Here is a 21,881-nt window from a genome sequence, read left to right as displayed (position 1 = left end):
GCAGCGCCATGAGGTGGATCCGGGAACGATGAACTGATCGGCCGGTCGATCCGTACCAGTGTGCGGACGGGCGACCAACGGCGTGCGGACGCTCGTCGGGCAGATGATCGGTTCTCGACCGAGGAGGCACCGCAGACATGGCATCGCTGGATTCCGCTCGTCACCGGCAGGGCAATCGGTCCCCCCGGTTGGCGCTGCTGCTCACCACGATCGCCGCGGCCCTCGTCGTGCTGCCCGGGGCGGCCTTGGCCGCGCCCGCCGGTCAGCAACTCGCCGCCGCCGACCAGGCCCTGCTCGACGGCGTACGGCTGGCCGGGCTCTGGGAGATGCCGGCCGGGCAGATGGCCGCCGAGAAGGGCCAGTCCCGGGTGGTCCGGGAGATCGGTGCGGAGATCGCCCGTCAGCACGAGGAACTGGACCGGCTGACCGTGGAGGCCGCCAACAAGCTCGGCGCCACCATCCCCAACCAGCCGACCGCCGAACAGCAGCAGTGGCTGACGGAGATGAAGGACGCCACCGGGGCCCGCTTCGACCAGATCTTCGTCACCCGCCTCCGGGTCGCCCACGGCAAGATCTTCCCGGTGGTCGGCGCGGTCCGGGCCAGTACCCGCAACGAGGTCATCCGGGACCTGGCCAACGCCACGAACAAGTTCGTCGGCGACCACATGCTGATGCTGGAGAGCACCGGTCTGGTCCGGTACGCCGAACTGCCCCCGGCCGCCCTGCCCGCCCCCGGCAACGACGGGCTGATCGCCGCCGCCGCGGCCAACACCGGTCCGCAGGTCGGCATCAGCAACACCGTGATCTGGGTGATCTTCCTGGGTGCGATCGGCACCGGCGGCTTCCTCAGCTACCGCCTGCTGCGCCGTAACTGACTCCCACCAGATGCCCACCCGTACCCGGGCCGGGGTCCTGTTCGGGCTGGCCCTGGCCACCTTCTGCGCCACCCTGGGCGCGGTCCTGGGGGCGGCCGGTCCGGCGGCGGCGCACGCCGTCGTGGTCGCCACCACCCCGCAGCGTGACGAGGTGCTCGGCTACGCCCCACGCGAGGTGCTGGTCACCTTCAGTGAACCGGTGGCCGTGGTGCCCGGCCGGGTGCAGGTGCTGGCCCCGGACGGCAAGCGGATCAACGTAGGTGACCCGGAGGTCCGCGACCGCACCATGCGGATCGCCCTGCGGGCGGCCGACCGGCCGCTCGGCACCTACCTGGTCAGCTACCGGGTGGTCTCGGCGGACAGCCACCCGATCTCCGGCAGCTTCACCTTCGCCGCCGGGGCCCCCTCGGCCACCCCGCCCCTGCCGGAGGAGGTCGGGTCACCGGCCGGGGTCCTGGTGCCGGTGGCCAAGTACCTCGGCTACCTGGGGCTGCTGCTGGCCGTCGGCCCACCCCTGCTGGCGGCGACGATGTGGCCGCCCCTACGGTCCCGCCGCCGCGCCACGATCACGGCCCTGGTGGGGCTGGGTCTGGTTGCCGTCGCCACCCTGGGCACCTGGGTAGGGCAGGCCGCCCAGGTGGTCGGCGCACCGGTCGGACGGCTGTCCGTGGCGGACCTGCGGGCGGTAGCGGACAGCGACATCGGGCTGGTGCTGACCGTACGCCTGGGGTTGGTCTGCCTGGCCGCGGCCCTGCTGCCGCCGGTCACCCGGGGCACCGCGGGGCGGGGTAGCCCGGGTGCCCTGGCGGTGGTGGGGGTGGCCGCCCTGGCCACCTGGCCGTTGGCCGGGCATCCGGTGGCCGCACCGGTGCCGCCGGTGAGCATCGTGCTGACCACCGTGCACCTCATCGGGATCGCCGTGTGGCTGGGCGGTCTGCTGACCCTGACGGTGTTCCTGCTGCCGGGCACCCACGAGCGGGTCCTGGCCCGGATCCTGCCGGCCTGGTCCCGGTGGGCCACCCTGGCGGTGGCCTGGTTCCTCACCGCCGGGCTGGTCCAGGCCGCGATCGAACTGGGCCGGCCCTCGGCGCTGCTGGACAGCACCTACGGGCGGCTGCTCGGTGCCAAGGCCGGGCTGCTGGCCGTGGTGCTGGCGGTGGCCGCCGGGCAGCGACGACTGATCCGCCGCCGGGCCGCCGCAGCCCAACCCGGGCGGGTAGCCCGGGCGGCCGGAGTGGAACTCGGGGTGACTGCGGTGATCCTGGCCGTGACCGCCCTGCTGGTGCAGACCCCACCGGGCCGCACGGCCGGTACGGCCGCCGCCGGGGTCACCCGGGAGGGGGTCGCCCAGTCGGTGACCACCAACCTGTTCACCCTCCAGTTCGACATCTACCCGGCCGCCGCCGGCACCACGAACAGCCTGCACGCCTACGTCTACACGCCGCAGGCGCGGGAGTTGCCGGTGGCCGAGTGGACGATCACGGCCGCTCTGCCGGAGGCCGGCATCGAGCCGATCACCGTGGAGGTCTTCGCGCTGGAACCACACCACGGCAGCGCCGAGATCCACTTCCCGGTGCCCGGGGACTGGACCCTGCGCATCGCCGCCCGGACCAGCGAGATCGACCGCTCCACCGCCACCACCACGGTGACCATCCGCTGAGTGCTCAGCGGTCGACCTGGGTGAAGTCCCAGGAGTGCGGTGGCCGGGCCAGCAGCATCACCGGGGGCTCGGGCATCGGTCGAGGGTTGCTCCGCCACTTGGAGATCACCACCACCCGGTGATCCGTGGAGGAGAAGACCTCGCTGGAGACGTGCAGGGGATCGTGCTCGAACTCGGGCAGGGCCGTGTCGCAGACCCAGGTGATCAGATCGGCGAACGCGTACGGCTCGGCCCGCACCTCCCACATCCGTACGATCACGTAGCCGTCCTCCCTCTAGACGCTGACCGTGGTCAGCGGCATCGCCGAATCCGCCGGCAGATCCAGTCGGCTCGGCGCGACCCCGGCGGCGACCAGGTGGGAGCCGAGCGCGGCCACCATCGCGCCATTGTCGGTGCACAACCCCGGTCGGGGCACCCGTACCCGGATGCCGTGGCGGGCCGCACGCTGCTCGGCCATCGCCCGCAGCCGCGAGTTGGCCGCCACTCCCCCACCGATCACCAGGGTCTCGATGCCGTTGCTGCGGCAGGCGTCCAACGCCTTGGCCACCAGCACGTCACAGACCGCCTCCTGGAAGGAGGCGGCGACATCGGCGACCGGAACGGCTTCACCGGCTCGCTGTCGGGCCTCCACCCAGCGGGCCACCGCGGTCTTCAGCCCGGAGAAGGAGAAGTCGTAGCGATGGTTGGCCAGATCCTTGGCGGCGGTCAGCCCGCGCGGAAAGGCGATGGCCGCCGGGTCACCCGAGCGGGCCTCCCGGTCGATGTACGGACCACCGGGGAAGGGCAGCCCGAGCAGTCGGGCGATCTTGTCGAAGGCCTCACCGGCCGCGTCGTCGATGGTGGCACCCAGGGGGGTCACCCCCCGGGCCAGGTCGTCGACCATCAGCAGGGAGGAGTGCCCCCCGGAGACCAGCAGCGCCACCGCCGGTTCGGGCAGCGGACCGTGCTCCAGGGTGTCCACGGCCACGTGGGCGGCCAGGTGGTTGACCCCGTACACCGGCTTCTCGGCGGCCACCGCGTAACCCTTGGCGGCGGCCACCCCGACCAGCAGGGCACCGGCCAGGCCGGGGCCGGAGGTCACCGCGATCGCGTCGATGTCGGCCAGGGTCACCCCCGCGGAGGTCAGGGCCCGCTGCATGGTCGGCACGATGGCCTCCAGGTGGGCCCGGCTGGCCACCTCCGGCACCACCCCACCGAAGCGGGCGTGCTGGTCGACGCTGGAGGCCAGGGCGTCCGCCAGCAGGGTGTGTCCGCGTACGATGCCGACCCCGGTCTCGTCGCACGAGGTCTCGATGCCGAGGATCAACGGTTCGTCAGCCATGGGGTCTCGCCTCCTCGATCCGCTGCATCACCAGTGCGTCCGTGTTGCTCGGTTGGTAGTAGCCACGGCGTACCCCGATCGGTTCGAAGCCGTAGGTGGCGTAGAGCCGCTGGGCCGGCGCGTTGTCCGCGGCGACCTCCAGGAGCACGGACCGCAGGCCGCGTCGTCCCGCCTCGGCCAGCAACTCCTCCAGCAGCAGTCGCCCGATCCCCCGCCGCTGGGCCTCCCGGCGTACCGCGATGTTCTGCACCCAGGCCTCGTCCGGCGGGGCCACGGCCAGCCCGGCGTAGCCGAGCACCCCACCCCGCTCGTCCGTGGCGACCCGGTAGTGGTGCCCGTTGGCCAGTTCGTTCCAGAACATCGCGGCGGACCACTGTTCGGCACCGAAGAGGTCCGCCTCGATGGGGAGTACCTGCTCGATGTGCCACCAGCGGAACCGGTCCAGCCGTACCTCGGTCACGGCAGGACCGACTTGCGGGCGGTCGCCGCCACGGCGTCCGGCCGACGCAGGTACAGCGGGGTCAACGGGTCCCCGGGGGCCCCGGCCCGGATCCGCTCGGCGGCCAGGGTGGCCAGGGCGTTCGCCTCCGGGTAGCGCGGCTCGGCCCGCAGGGGCAGCCCGAGCTGGTCGGCGTAGCGGTGCGCGCCGTCGCCGACCGCGACCGTCACAGCCAGGTCGCGGGCCCGTTGGGCGGCGACCCCGGGCGCGGAGACCTCCGGCCCGACCAGCCGTTGACCGGCCCCGTCGTAGATCGCCCAGTAGATCTCCCGGCGGCGCGCGTCGCTCGCCGCCAGCACCGGTTCCCCGGCCGCCGCCGGGTGACCGATGGCGTCCAGGGAGCAGACTCCGTACGCCGGGATGTCGAGCACCTGGGCCATGGTGGCTGCGGTGACCAGCCCCACCCGCAGCCCGGTGAACGGGCCGGGGCCGAGCCCGGCGACGATCGCACCCAGGTCGGCCGGGCGGGCACCGAGGTCGGCGAGCACCCCGTCCACCTGTGGCGCCAGCAGTTCGCCGTGCGCCCGGGCATCGACCGTGCACCGGTGCGCCCGGGTCGTGACGCCGTCGGCGGTGACCTCTACCAGCGCCGCCGTCACCGCCGGGGTCGAGCTGTCCACCACCAGTACGAGCACAATGACCCAGCCTAGCCGCATCGTCTCCGGCCCTTGGACGCCCGCCCGCCATCGCCGTCGGGTCGTAGCGCTCGCACGCACCGCACCAAGGAGGTACGGGGCCAGGCGCGTCAGCGCCTGGCCCCGGGGGCGACGGATCAGTTGCGACGGATCAGTTGCGGCGGCTCCACTGCTGGTTGGCTCCACCCCAGCAGCTGTACAGCTGGAGAAGCGCCCCGTTACCGCTGCCACCGGCGTCGAGGCACAGCCCTGACTGCACTCCGGTGATCGTGCCGTTGGAGTTGATGTTCCACTGCTGGTTCGCGCCGCCGTGGCAGTCGTAGATGGTCACCCGCGTACCGTTGCTGGTGCCCTGATTCGCGGCGTCCAGGCACTTGCCGTTCACCGTCAGCTGCCGGCTCGAGGTGTGGGTGAACCGCTGGTTCGCGCCACCCCAGCAGTCATACAACTGGATCTGGGTGCCGTTGCTGGTGCTCGAGTTCGGCACGTCCAGGCACCGGCCGGACTGCTGACCGACGATCATCTGGCCGCTGCCGCCACTGGGCGGCGGGGTGGTCGGGTTGCCCGGGTTGCCCGGGTTGCCGGGGTCGGAGTTACCGCCTTCCGACAGGGTGATGTCGGAGCTTCCCTGGCTCTGGTAACCCTCGGTGGCCATGATCTGGTAGTAGTGGTTGCCCAGGTTCAGGCCGACGCGGGCCCAGGCGTCGAAGTGGTTGGCGGTGGTGATGGTGCCACTGCTGCGCTTCTGCTGCCGGACGCTCCAGTACTGGTAGAACGTCTGGGTGCCGTCGATCGACGGGGCGTTGACCCGCTGGCTGCGGAGGATGTCGTACGTGCCGCCGTCGGTGGTGATGCTGCCGAGCCGGGTGGCGCCGCTGCTCGGGTTGTAGCTGCCGAAGTTCTCGACGATGTAGTACTCGACCAGCGGGTTGCGGGTCCAGCCGTACAGGGCGAGGTAGGTGTTGTTGTTGCCCGGGTTGTAGTTGCCCGAGTAGGTGATCGTGCGGCGGGTTCCGGGGTTCCAGCCCTTGCCGCCGACCCAGTTGTTGGTGCTCCTGTTCCACGAGCTGGAGTAGCGGCCGTTCTCACGCAACACCATGCAGGCGTCGCCGCTGTCCTTCCAGAACGAGAAGAAGAACCCGTTGTGGGTGCCTTCCGTGTTCGAGCAGACCTGCCGGTCGGCCTCGGCGTGGGCGGGGCTGGCCGAGATCGCGATGGTGCCGGTGGTGGCCAACACTGCGGCGAATGCGGCGGCAGCCAGCATCCTGATGCGGCCGCGTCGGCGGCTCTTACGGTGAGTGGGGACTTCGTTCATGGTGGCGTGCTTCTCCTTGCGAGAGGCGGCGTGGCGTAATCGACGGGGTGCGTGTGCTCCAGGGACGGTCACCGCGCGTCGATGCTGCGCCTTGGCGGTAAGAATTTCCGGACTGTCGGTTGTGTGGGTGCTCCACTGCTACTTGCCGTCGCCACTGACCTCCAGACTGAGCAAGTTAGCCAGCATCTATGTCTTCGATATCGTTATCCAAATATCGACGCCAGTCAAGAAATGTCGTCCGACCGGCACTTCCGGAACTACCAGGCGGATGCCGCCACCTGCTAGGTGCGGGCAGTCTGGAGGCAGGAGCACACGGCTCAGCCGGCCGACCGCTCCCAGTCGATTGTGGGCAGGCCGGCATCGGCGAGCGCCTTGGTGGCGGCGCTGAACGGCCGACTGCCGACGGCGCCGTGTTCGCACGGAACACGGCGCCGTCGGTCGTGGGCGCGCCGAGGTCAGACGACCTTGAAGCTGCTCAGCGGAGCCTGCACGTTGTGCAGGTCACCGCTCGGCACGTAGTAGCTGATCCCGGTGCAGTTGGCGCCCTCGTACACCCGCAGCGAGTAGTCGGTGAGGTTCAGCCAGCCCAGGAAGCCCATCGAGCTGTTCACGCAGTCGGTGCCGAAGGGTGCCGGGTACTCGACCGTGGCGCCGTTGAACCACTTGGACTCGTGCAGGCACAGGGTGCCGTCGACGTAGGTGCAGCTGCGGGATTCGGCCGCAGCCGCGGGGGCTCCGGTCACCGCGATCGCGGCGGCACTGATGGTGGCGAGCAGGACGGTCCGGACAGGCTTCGACGGGCGCATGCAGTCCTCCTTGATGCGGGTGGTGGCAGGTCGGTGACGAGTCACATTGATCGATCATCACCAACTAGTTGCATGGTCGACTGTCCGAGCACGGACTGTCAACACGTCAAGAACACTGCCGACATCGGAAGGAACGAACGTGCAGCCGGACTGCACGCCTAGCCGGCCGTACGCTCCCAGACGATGGTGGGCAGGCCGGCGTCGGCGAGCGCCTTGTTGGCGGCGCTGAACGGCCGGCTGCCGAGGAAGCCACGCGGGTTCATCGGGCTCGGATGCCCCGCCTCCAGCACCACGTGCTGCGGGTTGCTGACCAGCGCCGCCTTCTTACGCGCGTAACCGCCCCAGAGCAGGAAGACCACCCGGGACTCCAGCGCGTCGAGGGCATGGATGGTGGCGTCGGTGAACTCCTCCCAACCCCGGTTCGCGTGCGAGCCCGGGGCACCCTGCCGCACCGTCAACACCGAATTGAGCAGCAGCACGCCCTGCGCGGCCCAGCCGTCCAGGTTGCCGCTGCGCGGCTTGGGCACCCCCAGGTCCTCGCCCAACTCCTTGAAGACGTTGCGCAGCGACGGCGGCACGGACACCCCCTCACGCACGCTGAAGCTCAGCCCGTGCGCCTGACCCACCCGGTGGTAGGGGTCCTGGCCCAGGATCAGCACCCGGCAGTCCGCCGGGGCGCACAGCCGGTAGGCGGAGAACAGGTCCTCCACCGGCGGGAAGACCGTGCCGGTGGCGTACTCCTTGGCGACGAACTCGCCCAGCGCGGCCGTGCGGGCCGGGTCGAGGTGCGGGGTCAGCACCTCCCGCCAGGCCTCCGGCAGCAGTGCGGGCAGGTCCAGGGGGGTGAGATCGTCGGGCATCGGCGGCCTTTCCGCGCGGCTAGGTCGGTCCCCGGCACTGTAGGCGCACGGTACGACGGCGCTGCCGGTGGCCGGGCCGAGGGTCAGTCCAGGGCGGTCAGCCGCTGCGCCCAGTCGCCGCCGACCGGCACCAGTTCCGCTACCCGGGTGTCGTCGTCGCGCCGGTCCAGCCGGACCCACAGGTGCGCGTCGGTCAACTGCTCGACCAGCCCCTCCCCCCACTCGACCACGGTCACCGACTCGTCGACGGAGGCGTCCAGGTCCAGGTCGTCGATCTCGGCCCGGGGATCGGTAGCGTCGCCCAGCCGGTACGCGTCGGCGTGCACCAGGGCCACCCCCCGCCCCGCCTCCGGATCGGGCCGGTGCACCCGGGCGATCACGAAGGTCGGCGAGGTGATGTCACCGAGCACCCCCAGGCCGGCCCCGATCCCCTGGGTCAGCGCGGTCTTGCCGGCACCCAACGGACCGGTGAGCAGCACCAGATCGCCGGTACGCAGCAACCCGGCCAGCCGCCGACCGAAGGCGTGGGTGTCGGCGGCCGTCGGCAGGACGAACCGGGTCACGCGGATCCCGGCCCGTAGTTGCCGAGGAACCCCAGCAGGGCCTCGTTCACCTCGTCGGCGTGCTCCAGCATCACCACATGCCCACTGTCGTGGATCTTGACGAACTCGGCGTGCGGCAGCCGCCGGACGATCTCCTCGGAATGATTCACGGGTGTGATCATGTCCTTGTCCCCGACGATCACCAGCACCGGAGTACCCTCCAGCGCCGCCAGCGCCGGAAACCGCGAGTGGGTGGCGATCGTCCGCAGGTAGCGGGTCACCGTGTCCGCCGAGGTACGGGAGTTCATCTGCTCCACGTACGACACCAGGGCCGGACTGGGGTTGTCCGTACCGAAGCCGTACTTGCGGGTCAGCAGCCAGGCCACATTCGTGGTCGACCGGCGGGCCCGGTCGATCACCGACCCGCCATACCGGGTGACATTGCCGGCCATGTACAGCACCGGGCTGCTCACCCGACCCAGCAGGGCCGGGGCCACCAGCTTCGTCTCCGCCAGCAACCCGCCCGAGGTGGCCATCAGCACGGTGCCCACCACCCGGTCGCCGAACATCTCCGGATACAGCTCGGCCAGCGCCATGATGGTCATCCCGCCCATCGAGTGGCCGACCAGCACCAGCGGCCCCTCGGCCGCCACCTCGTCGATGACCCGGCGCAGGGTGTGGCCGAGGGCGTCCAGGTCGTACTCCCCGCTCTCCAGCCGACCCGAACGGCCGTGACCGGGCTGGTCGTACGCGACGATGCGGTGCTCGCCCCGCTGGGCGAGCAGCTTGCGTTGGAAATGGAAGGTGCCCATGTCCAGGCAGAAACCGTGCACCAGCACCACGGTCGGGTTGCCCTCGACCGGGCGGGTCGGCTCGACCACCTCGACATGGATGTCCGTACCGTCCGGCATCTCCAGCCGGTACGCCTCGTCGTACCGCTGCCGGCCGAAGACCTCGTCGGCGTACGGGTCGGTGGGGTCGGCCTTCAGTCGACGGACCAGGGCCCGCTCGGTGGCGACCCCGACCGCGGTCGCCGCGGCGGCCACCCCGAGGGCCGCACCCACCAGACCTGCGGCCCGGCCCGCCGCCGTCCGTGGCCTGGGGATGTGGAAACGGTTGCTCATGTGGTCACCCCGTCGTAGACCCGGGGAACCCGGGTGCCGCCGAAGCGGGTGACGATCTCGTAGTTGATGGTGCCGACCGCCTCGGCCCAGTCGTCCGCGGTGGGTTCCCCCTCGGCACCGCTGCCGAAGAGGGTCGCCACGTCACCGGCGGCCACCGGGTCGTCGCCGCAGTCCAGGACGAACTGGTCCATGCAGACCCGCCCGGAGATGGTCCGGCGGCGTCCACCGAGCTGCACCGGGCCGGTGTTGGAGGCGTGCCGGGGCACCCCGTCGGCGTACCCCAGGGGCACCACCGCCAGGTTCGCGTCACTGCCGGTGGTGTACGTGTGGCCGTAGGAGACCCCGGTGCCGGCCGGGACCCGCTTGGTCAGCATCACCCGGGCCCGGGCGGTCATCGCCGGACGCAGCCCGTGGGTCTGGCCGGCCACCGGGGAGAGCCCGTACACGGCGATCCCCGGGCGGACCAGGTCGAAGTGGGTGTCGGGTCGGGTCAGGGTGGCCGCCGAGTTGGCCAGGTGGCGGTAGCGGGGCCGCAGTCCGGCCCGCTCGACCATGGCCAGCCCTTCGTGGAAGACCGCCAACTGCCGGTCCGTGGTCGGATGACCGGGTGAGTCCGCGTACACGAAGTGGCTCCACACCCCGACCACCTCGACCAGACCGTCGGCCTGGGCCTTGGCGGCGGCGTCCAGCAGGGCCGGCCAGTCGTCGAGGATCGCCCCACCCCGGGACAACCCGGTGTCGATCTTCAGATGCACCCGGGCGGGCCGTTGCGCCTGTCGACTCGCCTCGGTCATCTCCTCCAGTTGTGGCAGACTCGCCACCCCCAGATCCACCTCGGCCGCTATGCCGGTGTGCAGGGGTAAGCCCGGCACCAGCAGCCAGGCCAGGACCGGGGCCTCGATGCCGGCCGCGCGCAGGGCCAGCGCCTCGTCCAGGGTGCAGACCCCGAGCCAGGAGGCCCCGGCATCCAGGGCGGCGTGGGCGGCCGGAACCATCCCGTGGCCGTAGCCGTCGGCCTTCACCACCGCCATCAACTCGGCGCTGGTGCCGGCACGCAGCCGACTCACGTTCTCCCGGATCGCGTCCAGATCCACGCGCACCTCGGCCTGCCACATGCCCCCACCCTACTTTCCACCCTGATCAGCGCGCTGCGCACCGGACAGGTCCGGCGGGTGCGGGCGGGTCGGCCCAGGGCAGGTCAGGGCAGCCGGGCGAGCACGGCCCGGAGCGCGGTGGCCACCTCGGGGGCGGTTACCGGGCCGCCGCGGGCCGCCTCCCGACCGGCCAGGCCGTGCACGTACGCCGCCGCGGCGGCGGCCCGCTCCGCCGGCAGCCCGGCCGCCAGCAGGGAACCGAGCAGCCCGGCCAGCACATCCCCGGTCCCGCCGGTGGCCAGCGCGGGGGTGCCGCTCGGATTGACGTACGCCCGGCCGTCCGGGGTGCCGATCACCGTGCGGTTCCCCTTGAGCAGCACCACGGCGTTCATCCAGGCGGCCAGCCGGAGGGTGGCGGCCACCCGGTCCCCGCCGGGCTGCTCACCGCAGAGCCGGGTGAACTCCCGGTCGTGCGGGGTGACCACGATCGGGGCGTCCCGCCGCCGCAACGCCTCGGCCAGGGAGCCGTCGACCAGCAGGGTCAACGCGTCCGCGTCCAGCACCACCGGCACCGGGGCGGCCAGCACGGTCCGCAGTTCGGTGACCGCCTGCTCGTCCGTGCCCAACCCCGACCCGCACACCCAGGCCTGCACCCGGCCGGCGTCGGCCACCCGACCGGTGGCGATCACGGAGGGGTGCTGGCGGACCACCTCCTCGCGGGCCCCACCGGCGTAGCGGACCAGGCCGGTGGGCCCGGCCAGGGCGCCACCGACCGAGAGGGTGGCGGCACCCGGATAGGTGGCCGACCCGGTGGCCACCCCCACCACCCCCCGGGTGTACTTCTCCGAGGCGGCGTCCAGCCGGGGCCACCACTGCGCCACATCCGACCACTCCACCACCTCAAGGGCGGGGCTGCCGCGCAGCCAGGGTTCGAGCCCGATGTCGACCAGCTCCACCTGCCCGGCCAGGGCGGCGGCCGGGCCGACCGCCAGGGCCGGCTTCAGCGCGCCGAAGGCGACCGTGACGTCGGCGCAGACCGCGTCGGGTCGGCCGGAGGAGGTGAGGGGCACGTCTCCGGTGTCCACCACCACCCCGCTGGGCACGTCCACCGCCAGCACGGTCGGCCGGGCCCCGTCCCGCCCCCGGTGTCCCGGCAGACTCGCCACCACCCGGGCGGCCGGCTCCCGCAACCCGCCCTGCCCGCCGATGCCGACGATGCCGTCCAGCACCAGGTCGAGCACGGGCGGCGGGTCCGGCACGACCCGTCCACCGGCGGCCCGCAACGCGGCCAGCCCTTCGGCGTGGACCCGATCCGGGGTCAGCAGCAGCGCCGACACGGCCGCTCCCCGCCGGGCCAGGCGGGCACCGGCGTACAGGGTGTCACCACCGTTGTCCCCGGAGCCGACCAGCAGCAGCACGGGGGCGGCGTACACCCCGCCCCGCTCGGCGAGCAGCAGCACGCACCGGCGCGCCAGTCCGGCGGCGGCACGCTGCATGAGGGTGCCCGGTGGGAGTTCGGCCATCAGTGCCGCCTCGGCCGCCCGTACCTCCGCCACCCGCCAGACCGGTCTCACCCGGCTCACCCTACCGGTGCGGGGGCCGCAGGGTAGCCCTCCGCCGATCGCCCGGCAATGCCTGTGGACAACCCGGCGGCACCTGAGGCGCCGGTTGTCCACAGGGCACCCCCGCCGCCGCCTGGGCCGCCTAGCGTCCGGTGAGTCGGCGGTACGGGGCCACGGGAGGGGCGATGCACCAGCAGGGATCGACCGCGCAGCCGGGTGTGGAGGTGGCTGTGCAGCCGGAGCAGTTGCACCGGATCGGACGGTCAGTGGGTGATCACGGCCATCGGGTGGCGAGCGGGTTGGCCGGGCTGCCGGGGTTGGCGGCACCGGCCCCCGGCTGGGCGGCCGGGGCCGCGCTGGGCGCCCTGGAGGCGGCCGTGCAGTCCTGGACGGCCCGGCTGGGCGGCCGGATCACCCAGACCGGTGAGGCCGTACGCTCCGCCGCCCGGTCGTACGAGTCGGCGGATGCCCGGGCCGCCACCCGACTGTCCGGCCTGCCCCGGTGACCGGCCCCGAGACGGCGGGCCAGGTCGGCTACGCCCAGCTCTCGACGGCCGATCCGGCGGGTTGGCAGGCCACCGGGACTGCCTGGGCGGGGCTGTGCGGCCTGACCCGACGACGGGCCGGGGAGCTGGCCGACGAGGCGGCGGCCCTGCGCCCCCAATGGTCCGGGCTGGCCGCTACCGCAGCCCAGGGCCAGTTGTCCGATCTGCGGGCCCAACTGCTCACCCTGGCCCCGGTGGCGATCGAGATCGACCAGGTGCTGGCGGAGTTCGCCGCCCGGCTGGCGGCGGCCCGGGCACGGTTGACGGCGGCGGTGACCCTGGCCGCCGCCGTCGGGGTGCTGATCGACCGCTGGGGTAGGGCCAGCCCCGATCCGGGTAGGGTGCCGCCGCACCGGGCCGTGCAGACGGTGACCCCGGTGGCGACGGCCCTCCGGGAGGCCCTGGCCCTGGCCGCCACGGCGGATCGGGAGGCCGCTGCCCGGCTGGACCAACTGGCCGCCGAGGCCGAGTCGGGCTGGATGACCCGACCCCCACCGGACCGGCCCGACCCGCACGCCGATCCGGCCCAGGTCAACCGCTGGTGGGCGGGGCTGACCCCGACCCAGCGCCGGTGGCTGATCGGCCACGAGCCGGAGCTGGTCGGTCGGCTGGACGGGATTCCGGCCGCCGCCCGCGACCAGGCCAACCGGCTGCTGCTGGAGGTACGGCGAGAGGAGCTGGTGCGACGCTGGGAGCGGTTGCTCAACCGGGTGCCACGGGGGCCCGCCGAGGCGCTCGGGCTACGCACGGTCGACGCCGCGTTGCGCGGGCTGGACGCCCTGACCGCTCGGCTGGCCGACCCGCAGCCCCCGCGGGCGTACCTGCTGGGGCTGGATGTCGGGGGTGAGGGGCGGACGGTGGTCGCCCTGGGCAACCCGGATCGGGCCGCCGCCATCCTGACCCATGTGCCGGGCACGACCGCCGGGCTGGACGACGCCACCGGCGAGCTGGGCCGGGCCACCCGGGTGCTGTCACGCGGCGCCGACCTGGCACCCGGACAGGAGACCTCGGCGGTGCTCTGGCTGGACTACGACGCCCCGGACTTCCTGCACGAGGCGGCCTGGGACCGCCAGGCCCACGCGGCCGGTGAGGCGCTGCACCGCTTCCAGGACGGGCTGCGGGTCACCCATGACGGGCCGCCCGCTCGGCAGACCGTGCTCGGGCACAGCTACGGATCCCTGGTGGTGGGCACCGCCGCCCGGGATCACGGGCTGGCGGCGGACGCCCTGATCTTCGTCGGCTCCCCCGGGGTCGGGGTGGGGCACGCCGACGAGCTGGGGGTGCCCGCCGGGCAGGTGTGGGCCAGCGCCGCACCGGACGACGTGATCCGGCTGACCCGACCCCCCGGTGAGCTGGCCCGACAGGCCCTGGTCAGTCTCTCCCCGGTGGCCGCGATCGCCGGGATGCTGACCGGCGACGACGACCAGCGCTGGTTCGGGCGGGATCCCGCCCACCCCTCCTTCGGGGGCAGCCGCTTCCCCAGCGGCCGGTACGGCCACAGCGGCTACTGGCATCCGGACAATCCGGCCCTGGACGGCATGGCCCGGATCGTGGTCGGCGGCTGACCGGGCAGGTGCGGCCGGGCGGTCCCTGGGACCGCCCGGCCCGGCGACTACTCGACCGTGACGGACTTGGCCAGGTTGCGCGGCTGATCCACGTCGTGTCCCCGGGCGGCCGCGATCTCCGCGGCGAAGATCTGCAGGGGCACGGTCGTCAGCAGCGGCGCCAGCAGGGTCGGGGTACGCGGCACGTAGATCAGGTGGTCGGCGTACCGGACCACGGACTGGTCCCCCTCCTCGGCGATCACGATGGTGCGGGCGCCTCGGGCGCGTACCTCCTGGATGTTGGAGACGATCTTGTCGTGCAGCAGGCTGCGGCCCACCGGGGAGGGCACCACACAGATCACCGGGGTGCCCTGGTCGATCAGGGCGATCGGGCCGTGCTTCAGCTCGCCCGCGGCGAACCCCTCGGCGTGCATGTACGCCAGCTCCTTGAGCTTGAGGGCTCCCTCCAGGGCCACCGGGTAGCCGACATGACGGCCGATGAACAGCACGGTCGGCTCGTCGGCCAGCTCGCGGGCCAGTTCCCGCACCGGCTCGATGCGCCCGAGCAGTTGCCGCAGCTTGTCCGGCACCTGGTGCAGTTGCTCCACCACGGCCGCCACCTCGTCGGCGAACTTGATGCCGCGCACCTGGGCCAGGTGCAGGCCGATCAGGTAGCAGGCGACCAACTGGGTCAGGAAGGCCTTGGTGGAGGCGACCGCGATCTCCGGCCCGCCGTGGGTGTAGAGCACCGCGTCGGACTCACGGGGGATGGTGGAGCCGTTGGTGTTGCAGATGGCCAGCACCCGGGCCTTCTGGTCCTTGGCGTGCCGCAACGCCATCAGGGTGTCCATGGTCTCGCCGGACTGCGAGATCACCACGATCAGGGTGGACCGGTCCAGCACCGGGTCGCGGTAGCGGAACTCGCTGGCCAGTTCCACCTCGCAGGGGATCCGGGTCCAGTGCTCGATGGCGTACTTGGCCACCAGCCCGGAGTGGTACGCCGTGCCGCAGGCCACGATGAAGATCTTGTCGACGTCGCGCAGATCCTGGTCGCTGAGCCGGACCTCGTCGAGCACGATCTCGCCGCTGTCGGTCAGTCGGCCCAGCAGGGTGTCCGCGACGGCCTGGGGCTGCTCCTCGATCTCCTTGAGCATGAACCAGTCGTAGCCGCCCTTCTCGGCGGCCGAGGAGTCCCAGTCGATGTGGAAGTCCTTGCCGGCGGCGGGCTGACCGGCGAAATCGGTGATCTCGATGGTGTCGGCGGTGATCAGGACGATCTGGTCCTGACCCAGCTCGACCGCCTCCCGGGTGTGCTCGATGAAGGCGGCGACATCGCTGGCCAGGTAGTTCTCCCCGTCGCCCCGGCCGACCACCAGGGGGGAGTTGCGCCGGGCACCGACCACCGCACCGGGTATCCCGGCGTCCACGGCCAGCAGGGTGAAGGCCCCCTCCAGCCGCTGGCAGATCACCTGCATGGCGGCGGAGAGCAGGTGCGGCCCCTCCGGCTGACCGGCCGCGCGCAGCTCGGCCATCGCCTTGGCCATCAGGTGCGCGGCGCACTCCGTGTCGGTGTCGCTGACGAAGGTGACGCCCTCGTCCTCCAGTTCGGCACGGAGCTTGGCGAAGTTCTCGATGATGCCGTTGTGGATCACCGCTACCCGTCCGTCCGGGGACAGGTGGGGGTGGGCGTTGCGGTCGGTGGGTCCCCCGTGGGTGGCCCAGCGGGTGTGGCCGATGCCGGTGGTGCCGTCGCCGATGCCGATCGGGCTGGCACCGCAGGCCTGCGGGTCCTCGGCGGCGCGCTCGGAGAGCACCTTCTCCAGGTTGGCCAGCTTGCCGGCCTTCTTCTCGGTCAGCAGTTCCCCGTCGCAGGCGATCGCCACCCCGGCCGAGTCGTAGCCGCGGTACTCCAACCGCCGCAGACCGTCGAGCACGATGCCGAGCGCCGGTCGGCCACCGGCGTAACCCACGATTCCACACATGGATGGCAGCCTAACCCAGTTTTACTCAACTCGCTTGCTCGAAAGCCGGGTAAACAATCACCGAACTTGAGCGATTGGCGCAGTATCGGTGATCGGGGTCACAAATCTCCCCGACGGGGTCGGGCGCCCCACCGCCTTGCCCCCGTACCCTGACGAGCGTGACGAGCACCGATGTCGACCCCCTGGTGAACCGGATGCGCCCCTTCGGGACGACGATCTTCGCCGAGATGTCCGCCCTGGCCGTCCGCACCGGTGCGGTGAACCTCGGGCAGGGCTTCCCGGACACCGACGGCCCACCCGAGATGCTCACCGCCGCCGCCGAGGCGCTGTGCTCCGGACACAACCAGTACCCCCCGGGCCCGGGCATCCCCGAGCTACGCGCGGCCGTGGCGGCCCACCAACGCCGCTTCTGGGGCCTGGAGTACGACCCGGACGGCGAGGTGGTCATCACCGCCGGTGCCACCGAGGCGGTGGCCGCAGCGATCCTCGCCCTCTGCGAACCCGGGGACGAGGTGGTCTGCTTCGAGCCGTACTACGACTCCTACGCCGCCTCGATCGCCCTGGCCGGTGCGGTGCGCCGCCCGGTGACCCTGCGCCCCGGCCCCGACGGTCGGTACGTCTTCGACCCCTCCGCGCTGCGGGCCGCCTTCGGCCCGCGTACCCGGCTGGTGCTGCTGAACTCACCGCACAACCCGACCGGCAAGGTCTTCACCCCGGCCGAGGTGGCCATGATCGCGGACCTCTGCCAGGAGCACGGCGCGTACGCGGTCACCGACGAGGTGTACGAACACCTGGTCTTCACCGACGCGGCGACCGCCCATCTGCCGCTGGCCGGTCTGCCCGGGATGCGTGAGCGCACCCTGCGCATCTCCTCGGCCGGCAAGACCTTCTCCTGCACCGGCTGGAAGGTGGGCTGGGTCAGCGGGCCGGCCGCGCTGGTCTCCGCGGTGCTGCGGGTCAAGCAGTTCCTCACCTTCGTCAACGCCGCCCCCTTGCAACCGGCCGTGGCGGTGGCCCTCGGGCTACCCGACGCCTACTTCACCCAGTTCCGGGCCGACCTTCAGGCCCGTCGGGACCAACTGATCGGTGGGCTGACCGAGGCCGGGTTCGAGGTGCTCACCCCGGAGGGCACCTACTTCGTCACCGCCGACATCACCGACCTCGGCGGCTCCGACGGGGTGGAGTTCTGCCGGTCCCTACCCGAGCGTTGCGGGGTGGTGGCCGTACCCACCCAGGTCTTCTACGACGACCCGGAGGCCGGCCGGCGGCTGATCCGGTTCGCCTTCTGCAAACGCACCGAGGTGCTGACCGAGGCGGTGACCCGGCTGCACCGCCTGGCGCCCAGCTCCTGAGGAACCCGCACGGCGGTCACGCAGGTGGGCCGGAACCCCTCGATCCCGGCCCACATCGATCAGCTCCGGCTGTGGTGAGCCGGGTTCAGGAGGCGGGGCTGGCGGTGCGGACCAGGGCGGCGATGCGTTCGGCGACCTGCTGGGCGATCTCCTCCGTGGCCGCCTCGACCATCACCCGCACCAGCGGCTCGGTGCCCGAGGGGCGCAGCAGCACCCGGCCGGTCTCGCCCAGCTCGGCCTCGGCCCGCTCGACCTCGGCGCGGACCGCCGGTGCGGCGGCGCCCACGGTACGGTCAGCGACCGGCACGTTGATCAGCACCTGCGGCAGCTTGGTCACCACCGCCGCCAGGTCGGCCAGGGTACGGCCGGTGGCCGCCATCCGGGCCATCAGGTGCAGCCCGGTCAACACCCCGTCGCCGGTGGTCGCGTACGCCGGCATCACGATGTGCCCGCTCTGCTCACCACCGAGGGCCAGCCCGGAGGCGCGCAGCTCCTCCAACACGTACCGGTCGCCGACCTTGGTCTCGATCAGCCGGATGCCCTGGGCGGACATGGCCAGCCGCAGACCCAGGTTGCTCATCACGGTGGCGACCAGGGTGTCCGCGGTCAGGGTGCCGGCCTCCCGCATGGCCAGGGCCAGGATCGCCATCACCTGGTCGCCGTCGACCTCCTCGCCGTCGGCGGTCACCGCGACGCACCGGTCGGCGTCACCGTCGTGCGCGATGCCCAGGTGGGCGCCGTGCTCGACCACGGCCTGCCGCAGGGCCTCGATGTGGTTCGACCCACACTCGTCGTTGATGTTCAGCCCGTCCGGCTCGGCGTGGATCGCGATGACCTCGGCCCCGGCCTCCCGGTACGCCACCGGAGCCACCTCGGCGGCCGCGCCGTTGGCGCAGTCGACCACGACCTTGATCCCCTCCAGGCGGTGCGGCACCGTGCCGACGAGGTGCTGCACGTAGTGGTCGGCGCCGTCGAGCAGGTCGTGCACCCGGCCGACTCCCGCCCCTACCGGACGCTGCCAGGCGACACTGCCGTTGGCCTCGATGGCCGCCTCGATCCGCATCTCGATCTCGTCGGGCAGTTTGTGCCCACCGGCCGCGAAAAGCTTGATCCCGTTGTCCGGCATCGGGTTGTGGGAGGCCGACAGCATCACCCCCAGGTCCGCCTTGGCCTCCGCGGTGAGGAAGGCCACCCCCGGGGTGGGCAGCACGCCTACCCGGATCACGGTCGCGCCCGCGCTGGTCAGCCCGGCCACCACGGCCGCCTCCAGCATCTCGCCGCTGGCCCGGGTATCCCGCCCGACCACCGCCAGGGGGGCATGACTGCGGTCGGATTCGGCAAGGGTGTGGGCGGCGGCGATCGCCACCGAGAGCGCCAACTCCGGGGTGAGATCGGCGTTCGCCCGCCCGCGTACCCCGTCCGTGCCGAACAACCGGCCCATACCCGCCAACCTCCGATGAAACAACCGTTGTGGGGAGAAAATGCCCTGCGATGAAGAGGCGGAAACGGCCGGTCCACCTCCCAGTCGAGGGGAGGCGGACCGGCCGTCCGTCAGAAGTACAAGGTGCGGCTGAAGATCAGCGCTTCGAGTACTGAGGAGCCTTACGGGCCTTCTTGAGACCGTACTTCTTGCTCTCCTTGACCCGGGCGTCCCGGGTCAGGAAGCCGGCCTTCTTCAGGGCCGGGCGGTCGTCCGGCTCGCTGACGATCAGCGCCCGGGCGATGGCCAGCCGCAGCGCACCGGCCTGGCCGGTGGTGCCGCCGCCACGCAGGTTGGCGATGACGTCGAAGGTCTCGGCCTTCTCGGCGGTGACCAGCGGGTCCTTGATCAGCTGCTGGTGCACCTTGCTCGGGAAGTAGGCCTCAAGGTCCCGGCCGTTGCAGGTGATCTTGCCGCTGCCCGGCACGATCCGGACCCGGACGATGGCTTCCTTGCGGCGGCCCACGGTCTGGATCGGGCGGTCACCACGAGGCGCGCGGGCGACGGGCGCCGGCGCCTCGGTGGCCTCAGGGGCGACCTCGGTGGCGGTGATGTCGGTCATGCTGCTTCCTTCGCCCGCGCTCACTGCGCGATCTGCTTGATCTCGAACGGCACCGGCTGCTGCGCGCCGTGCGGGTGCTCTGCACCGGCGTAGACCTTCAGCTTCTTGATCAGCTGACGGCCGAGCTTGTTGTGCGGGAGCATCCCCTTCACAGCCAGCTCGATGGCCCGCTCGGGGCGCTTGGACAGCAGCTCCTCGTAGCCGACCTGCTTGAGGCCACCCGGGTAACCGGAGTGCCGGTAAGCGATCTTCTGCTGGCGCTTGTTGCCGGTCAGCGCGACCTTGCCCGCGTTCACGACGACGACGAAGTCGCCCGTGTCAACGTGCGGCGCGAAAGTCGGCTTGTGCTTGCCCCGCAGCAGCGTGGCGGCGTGGGTGGCCAGGCGGCCCAGCACGACATCAGAGGCGTCGATGACGTGCCACTGACGCTCGATCTCACCCGGCTTCGGGCTGTACGTACGCACAGGTCTACCTTGTCTCGTCGTCGGTCTGGGGTCGCGCGCCGAGGGGACCAGGACTTCCCAGCCGGACCAGCGCGCACGAACGACCAAGCGTACCTCAGGCGGCACGCCCACAGATGTCGTACAACAGCAGGCAACGATACCCGCAGCCTGCCCGGCCGGTCAAAACGGGGTCCGCCAGGCGTGCCGACGGCCTCGGGAATGGCCTTGATCACACCCCGGCCCGCGCCAATCGGGCCCTCGGACGCAGGTACGCAACCCAGGTGAGCAGGAGCAACACCAGGAAGAAGCCCACGTAGAACCGCAGTGCCGGCTGGATCCCGCCGTAGGTCGACCGGGCCCAGGCGTAACAGATCGGCACCAGGAAGCCGCCGAGGGCACCGACCGCCGAGATGATGCCCAACGCGCCGGCGGCCTGCCGGCGCATCGCCAGCATCACCTCCGGCGAGCCGCCCAACTCCGCCCCCTTCACCTGGAAGATCCGACTGATCATCCGGTAGGTCGAGCCGTTGCCGACGCCGGTGGCCACGAACAGCAGCAGGAAGGCCACGAAGAAGACACCCAGGCTGCGCTGCTCGACCGACCAGAGCGCGAGCAGAGCGCCGACGGCCATCAGCACGAAGCTGACCATCGTCACCCGGGCACCGCCCACCACGTCGGAGAGCCGACCGCCGAAGGGGCGGCAGAAGGAGCCGACGGCCGCGCCGAGGAAGGCCCAGGTCAGTGCGACGTCCGGCCGACCGAACACCGAGGTGAGCAGGGTCGGGAAGGCCGCCGAGTAGCCGATGAACGAGCCGAAGGTGCCGATGTACAGCAGGGACATGATCCAGGTGTCCCGATGCCGCAGCGACGACCAGACCGGCCGCACGTCGGCCTTCGCCTCGACCAGGTTGTCCATGAACAGGTACGCGCAGACCGCAGCGATCACCGCCAGCGGGATGTACATCAGCCCGGCCCGGGCGAGTGCCAGCCCGCCACCGAGCACGATCACCTGCGGCACCAGGAACTGCACCACCGCCACGCCGATGTTGCCGCCGGCGGCGTTGAGGCCCAGGGCCCAGCCCTTCTCCCGCTCCGGATAGAAGAACGAGATGTTCGCCATGCTGGAGGCGAAATTGCCACCGCCGAATCCGGCGGTGGCGGCGATCAGCAACAACATCGGGAAGCCGATCTCCGGCCGCTCGACCGCCCAGGCCAGGCCCGCGCACGGCACGATCAGCAGCAGGGCGGAGACGATCGTCCAGTTCCGGCCGCCGAACACCGGCACGGCGAAGGTGTACGGCAACCGCAGCAACGCGCCGACTCCGCTCGGCACGGCGGTCAGCCAGAGCGCCTGACTGGTGGTCAACTGCCAACCGGCGTCACCGAGCCGGACGACGACGATGCTCCACAGCAGCCACACCGAGAAGCCGATGTGTTCGGCGAAGATCGACCAGATCAGGTTGCGGCGGGCGATCCGGCTGCCGGTCGTACGCCAGAAGGTGTGGTCCTCCGGTGCCCAGTGCCCGATCCAGCGGCCGGGACGGCGGTCCAGGTTCTCCTCCTGGACAACCTCGGGTTGTGCGCTCGTGGTGGTCATGGCGCCGAAGCTAGGAATCGACAGTTACCGCAGCGTTCGTCCTTCGGGTCGGCTCGGCAACGGGAAGCGCACCACCGGCCGAG

At 71.8% G+C, this 21,881-nt stretch carries 21 protein-coding genes and 1 pseudogene; 5 read left to right on the top strand and 17 right to left on the bottom strand.

Annotation, left to right across the window (positions count from 1 at the left end; all coding sequences use genetic code 11):
• The first annotated feature begins 137 nt into the window (after positions 1-137).
• Positions 138-875, top strand: a complete 738-nt coding sequence (locus ABZ795_RS21330; protein WP_327024089.1) for a DUF4142 domain-containing protein — start codon at positions 138-140, stop codon at positions 873-875.
• A 10-nt stretch (positions 876-885) separates the two neighbouring features.
• The gene (locus ABZ795_RS21325; RefSeq protein ID WP_327024088.1) at positions 886-2,535 is read left to right on the top strand and encodes a copper resistance protein CopC; all 1,650 of its coding nucleotides are present in this window, start codon (positions 886-888) and stop codon (positions 2,533-2,535) included.
• A 4-nt stretch (positions 2,536-2,539) separates the two neighbouring features.
• Here the strand turns inward: ABZ795_RS21325 and ABZ795_RS21320 are convergent, their stop codons facing one another.
• The 12 genes and pseudogenes from ABZ795_RS21320 to ABZ795_RS21265 form a co-directional block, all read right to left on the bottom strand.
• Complete coding sequence (locus ABZ795_RS21320; RefSeq protein ID WP_327024087.1) at positions 2,540-2,794, bottom strand: hypothetical protein; 255 nt, start codon at positions 2,792-2,794, stop codon at positions 2,540-2,542.
• A gap of 15 nt (positions 2,795-2,809) precedes the next feature.
• On the bottom strand, positions 2,810-3,856 hold the full coding sequence (gene tsaD, locus ABZ795_RS21315) for a tRNA (adenosine(37)-N6)-threonylcarbamoyltransferase complex transferase subunit TsaD (protein ID WP_327024086.1): 1,047 nt from the start codon (positions 3,854-3,856) through the stop codon (positions 2,810-2,812).
• Positions 3,849-4,316 carry a ribosomal protein S18-alanine N-acetyltransferase gene (gene rimI / locus ABZ795_RS21310; RefSeq protein ID WP_357531589.1) on the bottom strand — a complete coding sequence of 156 codons (468 nt, stop codon included), beginning with the start codon at positions 4,314-4,316 and terminating at the stop codon, positions 3,849-3,851. Before rimI ends, tsaD begins: the two co-directional genes overlap by 8 nt.
• Positions 4,313-4,990 carry a tRNA (adenosine(37)-N6)-threonylcarbamoyltransferase complex dimerization subunit type 1 TsaB gene (tsaB, locus tag ABZ795_RS21305; protein ID WP_327024084.1) on the bottom strand — a complete coding sequence of 226 codons (678 nt, stop codon included), beginning with the start codon at positions 4,988-4,990 and terminating at the stop codon, positions 4,313-4,315. Before tsaB ends, rimI begins: the two co-directional genes overlap by 4 nt.
• A gap of 151 nt (positions 4,991-5,141) precedes the next feature.
• Positions 5,142-6,305 carry a glycoside hydrolase family 11 protein gene (locus ABZ795_RS21300; RefSeq protein ID WP_327024083.1) on the bottom strand — a complete coding sequence of 388 codons (1,164 nt, stop codon included), beginning with the start codon at positions 6,303-6,305 and terminating at the stop codon, positions 5,142-5,144.
• Between the two features lie 317 nt (positions 6,306-6,622).
• A pseudogene (locus tag ABZ795_RS21295) lies at positions 6,623-6,715 on the bottom strand (uracil-DNA glycosylase); the annotation flags it as partial.
• A 45-nt stretch (positions 6,716-6,760) separates the two neighbouring features.
• Positions 6,761-7,111 carry a hypothetical protein gene (locus ABZ795_RS21290; RefSeq protein WP_327024082.1) on the bottom strand — a complete coding sequence of 117 codons (351 nt, stop codon included), beginning with the start codon at positions 7,109-7,111 and terminating at the stop codon, positions 6,761-6,763.
• Positions 7,112-7,269: 158 nt separating this feature from the next.
• A complete protein-coding gene (ung, locus tag ABZ795_RS21285) occupies positions 7,270-7,971 on the bottom strand; it encodes a uracil-DNA glycosylase (protein WP_327024081.1) in 702 nt (233 codons plus the stop codon).
• Positions 7,972-8,054: 83 nt separating this feature from the next.
• Positions 8,055-8,540 carry a tRNA (adenosine(37)-N6)-threonylcarbamoyltransferase complex ATPase subunit type 1 TsaE gene (gene tsaE / locus ABZ795_RS21280; RefSeq protein ID WP_357531596.1) on the bottom strand — a complete coding sequence of 162 codons (486 nt, stop codon included), beginning with the start codon at positions 8,538-8,540 and terminating at the stop codon, positions 8,055-8,057.
• The gene (locus ABZ795_RS21275) at positions 8,531-9,637 is read right to left on the bottom strand and encodes an alpha/beta hydrolase (RefSeq protein ID WP_357531588.1); all 1,107 of its coding nucleotides are present in this window, start codon (positions 9,635-9,637) and stop codon (positions 8,531-8,533) included. Before ABZ795_RS21275 ends, tsaE begins: the two co-directional genes overlap by 10 nt.
• Complete coding sequence (gene alr / locus ABZ795_RS21270) at positions 9,634-10,752, bottom strand: alanine racemase (RefSeq protein WP_357531587.1); 1,119 nt, start codon at positions 10,750-10,752, stop codon at positions 9,634-9,636. The genes ABZ795_RS21275 and alr overlap by 4 nt, the downstream gene beginning before the upstream one ends.
• An 83-nt stretch (positions 10,753-10,835) precedes the next feature.
• On the bottom strand, positions 10,836-12,305 hold the full coding sequence (locus tag ABZ795_RS21265) for an NAD(P)H-hydrate dehydratase (RefSeq protein WP_357531586.1): 1,470 nt from the start codon (positions 12,303-12,305) through the stop codon (positions 10,836-10,838).
• 173 nt (positions 12,306-12,478) lie between these two features.
• Between ABZ795_RS21265 and ABZ795_RS21260 the strand changes: the two genes are divergently transcribed.
• Together ABZ795_RS21260 and ABZ795_RS21255 are read left to right on the top strand one after the other, a co-directional pair.
• Positions 12,479-12,799, top strand: a complete 321-nt coding sequence (locus ABZ795_RS21260; protein ID WP_357531585.1) for a hypothetical protein — start codon at positions 12,479-12,481, stop codon at positions 12,797-12,799.
• Positions 12,796-14,403 carry an alpha/beta hydrolase gene (locus tag ABZ795_RS21255; protein ID WP_357531584.1) on the top strand — a complete coding sequence of 536 codons (1,608 nt, stop codon included), beginning with the start codon at positions 12,796-12,798 and terminating at the stop codon, positions 14,401-14,403. Before ABZ795_RS21260 ends, ABZ795_RS21255 begins: the two co-directional genes overlap by 4 nt.
• A 47-nt stretch (positions 14,404-14,450) precedes the next feature.
• Here ABZ795_RS21255 and glmS read toward each other — a convergent pair whose 3' ends face one another.
• Positions 14,451-16,364 (bottom strand): glutamine--fructose-6-phosphate transaminase (isomerizing), encoded by a 1,914-nt coding sequence (glmS, locus tag ABZ795_RS21250; protein ID WP_327024075.1) that lies wholly within the window; start codon positions 16,362-16,364, stop codon positions 14,451-14,453.
• Positions 16,365-16,522: 158 nt separating this feature from the next.
• On the opposite strand from glmS, the gene ABZ795_RS21245 reads away from it, so the two are divergent.
• Entirely contained in the window at positions 16,523-17,716 is a 1,194-nt protein-coding gene (locus ABZ795_RS21245; RefSeq protein WP_357531583.1) for a pyridoxal phosphate-dependent aminotransferase, read from the top strand.
• Between the two features lie 85 nt (positions 17,717-17,801).
• Here the strand turns inward: ABZ795_RS21245 and glmM are convergent, their stop codons facing one another.
• The 4 genes from glmM to ABZ795_RS21225 form a co-directional block, all read right to left on the bottom strand.
• Entirely contained in the window at positions 17,802-19,157 is a 1,356-nt protein-coding gene (gene glmM, locus ABZ795_RS21240) for a phosphoglucosamine mutase (protein ID WP_357531582.1), read from the bottom strand.
• 136 nt (positions 19,158-19,293) lie between these two features.
• Positions 19,294-19,758, bottom strand: coding sequence for a 30S ribosomal protein S9 (gene rpsI / locus ABZ795_RS21235; protein WP_131303517.1), 465 nt, complete (start codon positions 19,756-19,758; stop codon positions 19,294-19,296).
• A 20-nt stretch (positions 19,759-19,778) separates the two neighbouring features.
• Positions 19,779-20,222: a 50S ribosomal protein L13 gene (gene rplM / locus ABZ795_RS21230; RefSeq protein WP_013735896.1), complete on the bottom strand. Its 444-nt coding sequence runs from the start codon at positions 20,220-20,222 to the stop codon at positions 19,779-19,781.
• A gap of 208 nt (positions 20,223-20,430) precedes the next feature.
• On the bottom strand, positions 20,431-21,798 hold the full coding sequence (locus ABZ795_RS21225; RefSeq protein ID WP_357531581.1) for a nitrate/nitrite transporter: 1,368 nt from the start codon (positions 21,796-21,798) through the stop codon (positions 20,431-20,433).
• Positions 21,799-21,881: the final 83 nt, after the last annotated feature.

Origin of the sequence: Micromonospora sp. NPDC047134, from assembly GCF_040643455.1 — a bacterium.
Classification (GTDB): Bacteria; Actinomycetota; Actinomycetes; order Mycobacteriales; family Micromonosporaceae; genus Micromonospora.
Note: the sequence above shows the minus strand (reverse complement) of the source record. Positions and strands in the feature narration are given on the sequence as shown.

What these genes read in the sequence shown, in the direction of transcription:
- ABZ795_RS21330 (WP_327024089.1), top strand. Translation starts at nt 138, where the DNA reads ATGGCATCGCTGGATTCCGCTCGTCACCGGCAGGGCAATCGGTCCCCC.
- ABZ795_RS21325 (WP_327024088.1), top strand. Translation starts at nt 886, where the DNA reads ATGCCCACCCGTACCCGGGCCGGGGTCCTGTTCGGGCTGGCCCTGGCC.
- tsaD (WP_327024086.1), bottom strand. Translation starts at nt 3,856, where the DNA reads ATGGCTGACGAACCGTTGATCCTCGGCATCGAGACCTCGTGCGACGAG.
- ABZ795_RS21300 (WP_327024083.1), bottom strand. Translation starts at nt 6,305, where the DNA reads ATGAACGAAGTCCCCACTCACCGTAAGAGCCGCCGACGCGGCCGCATC.
- ABZ795_RS21290 (WP_327024082.1), bottom strand. Translation starts at nt 7,111, where the DNA reads ATGCGCCCGTCGAAGCCTGTCCGGACCGTCCTGCTCGCCACCATCAGT.
- ung (WP_327024081.1), bottom strand. Translation starts at nt 7,971, where the DNA reads ATGCCCGACGATCTCACCCCCCTGGACCTGCCCGCACTGCTGCCGGAG.
- ABZ795_RS21275 (WP_357531588.1), bottom strand. Translation starts at nt 9,637, where the DNA reads ATGAGCAACCGTTTCCACATCCCCAGGCCACGGACGGCGGCGGGCCGG.
- alr (WP_357531587.1), bottom strand. Translation starts at nt 10,752, where the DNA reads ATGTGGCAGGCCGAGGTGCGCGTGGATCTGGACGCGATCCGGGAGAAC.
- ABZ795_RS21260 (WP_357531585.1), top strand. Translation starts at nt 12,479, where the DNA reads ATGCACCAGCAGGGATCGACCGCGCAGCCGGGTGTGGAGGTGGCTGTG.
- glmS (WP_327024075.1), bottom strand. Translation starts at nt 16,364, where the DNA reads ATGTGTGGAATCGTGGGTTACGCCGGTGGCCGACCGGCGCTCGGCATC.
- glmM (WP_357531582.1), bottom strand. Translation starts at nt 19,157, where the DNA reads ATGGGCCGGTTGTTCGGCACGGACGGGGTACGCGGGCGGGCGAACGCC.
- rpsI (WP_131303517.1), bottom strand. Translation starts at nt 19,758, where the DNA reads ATGACCGACATCACCGCCACCGAGGTCGCCCCTGAGGCCACCGAGGCG.
- ABZ795_RS21225 (WP_357531581.1), bottom strand. Translation starts at nt 21,798, where the DNA reads ATGACCACCACGAGCGCACAACCCGAGGTTGTCCAGGAGGAGAACCTG.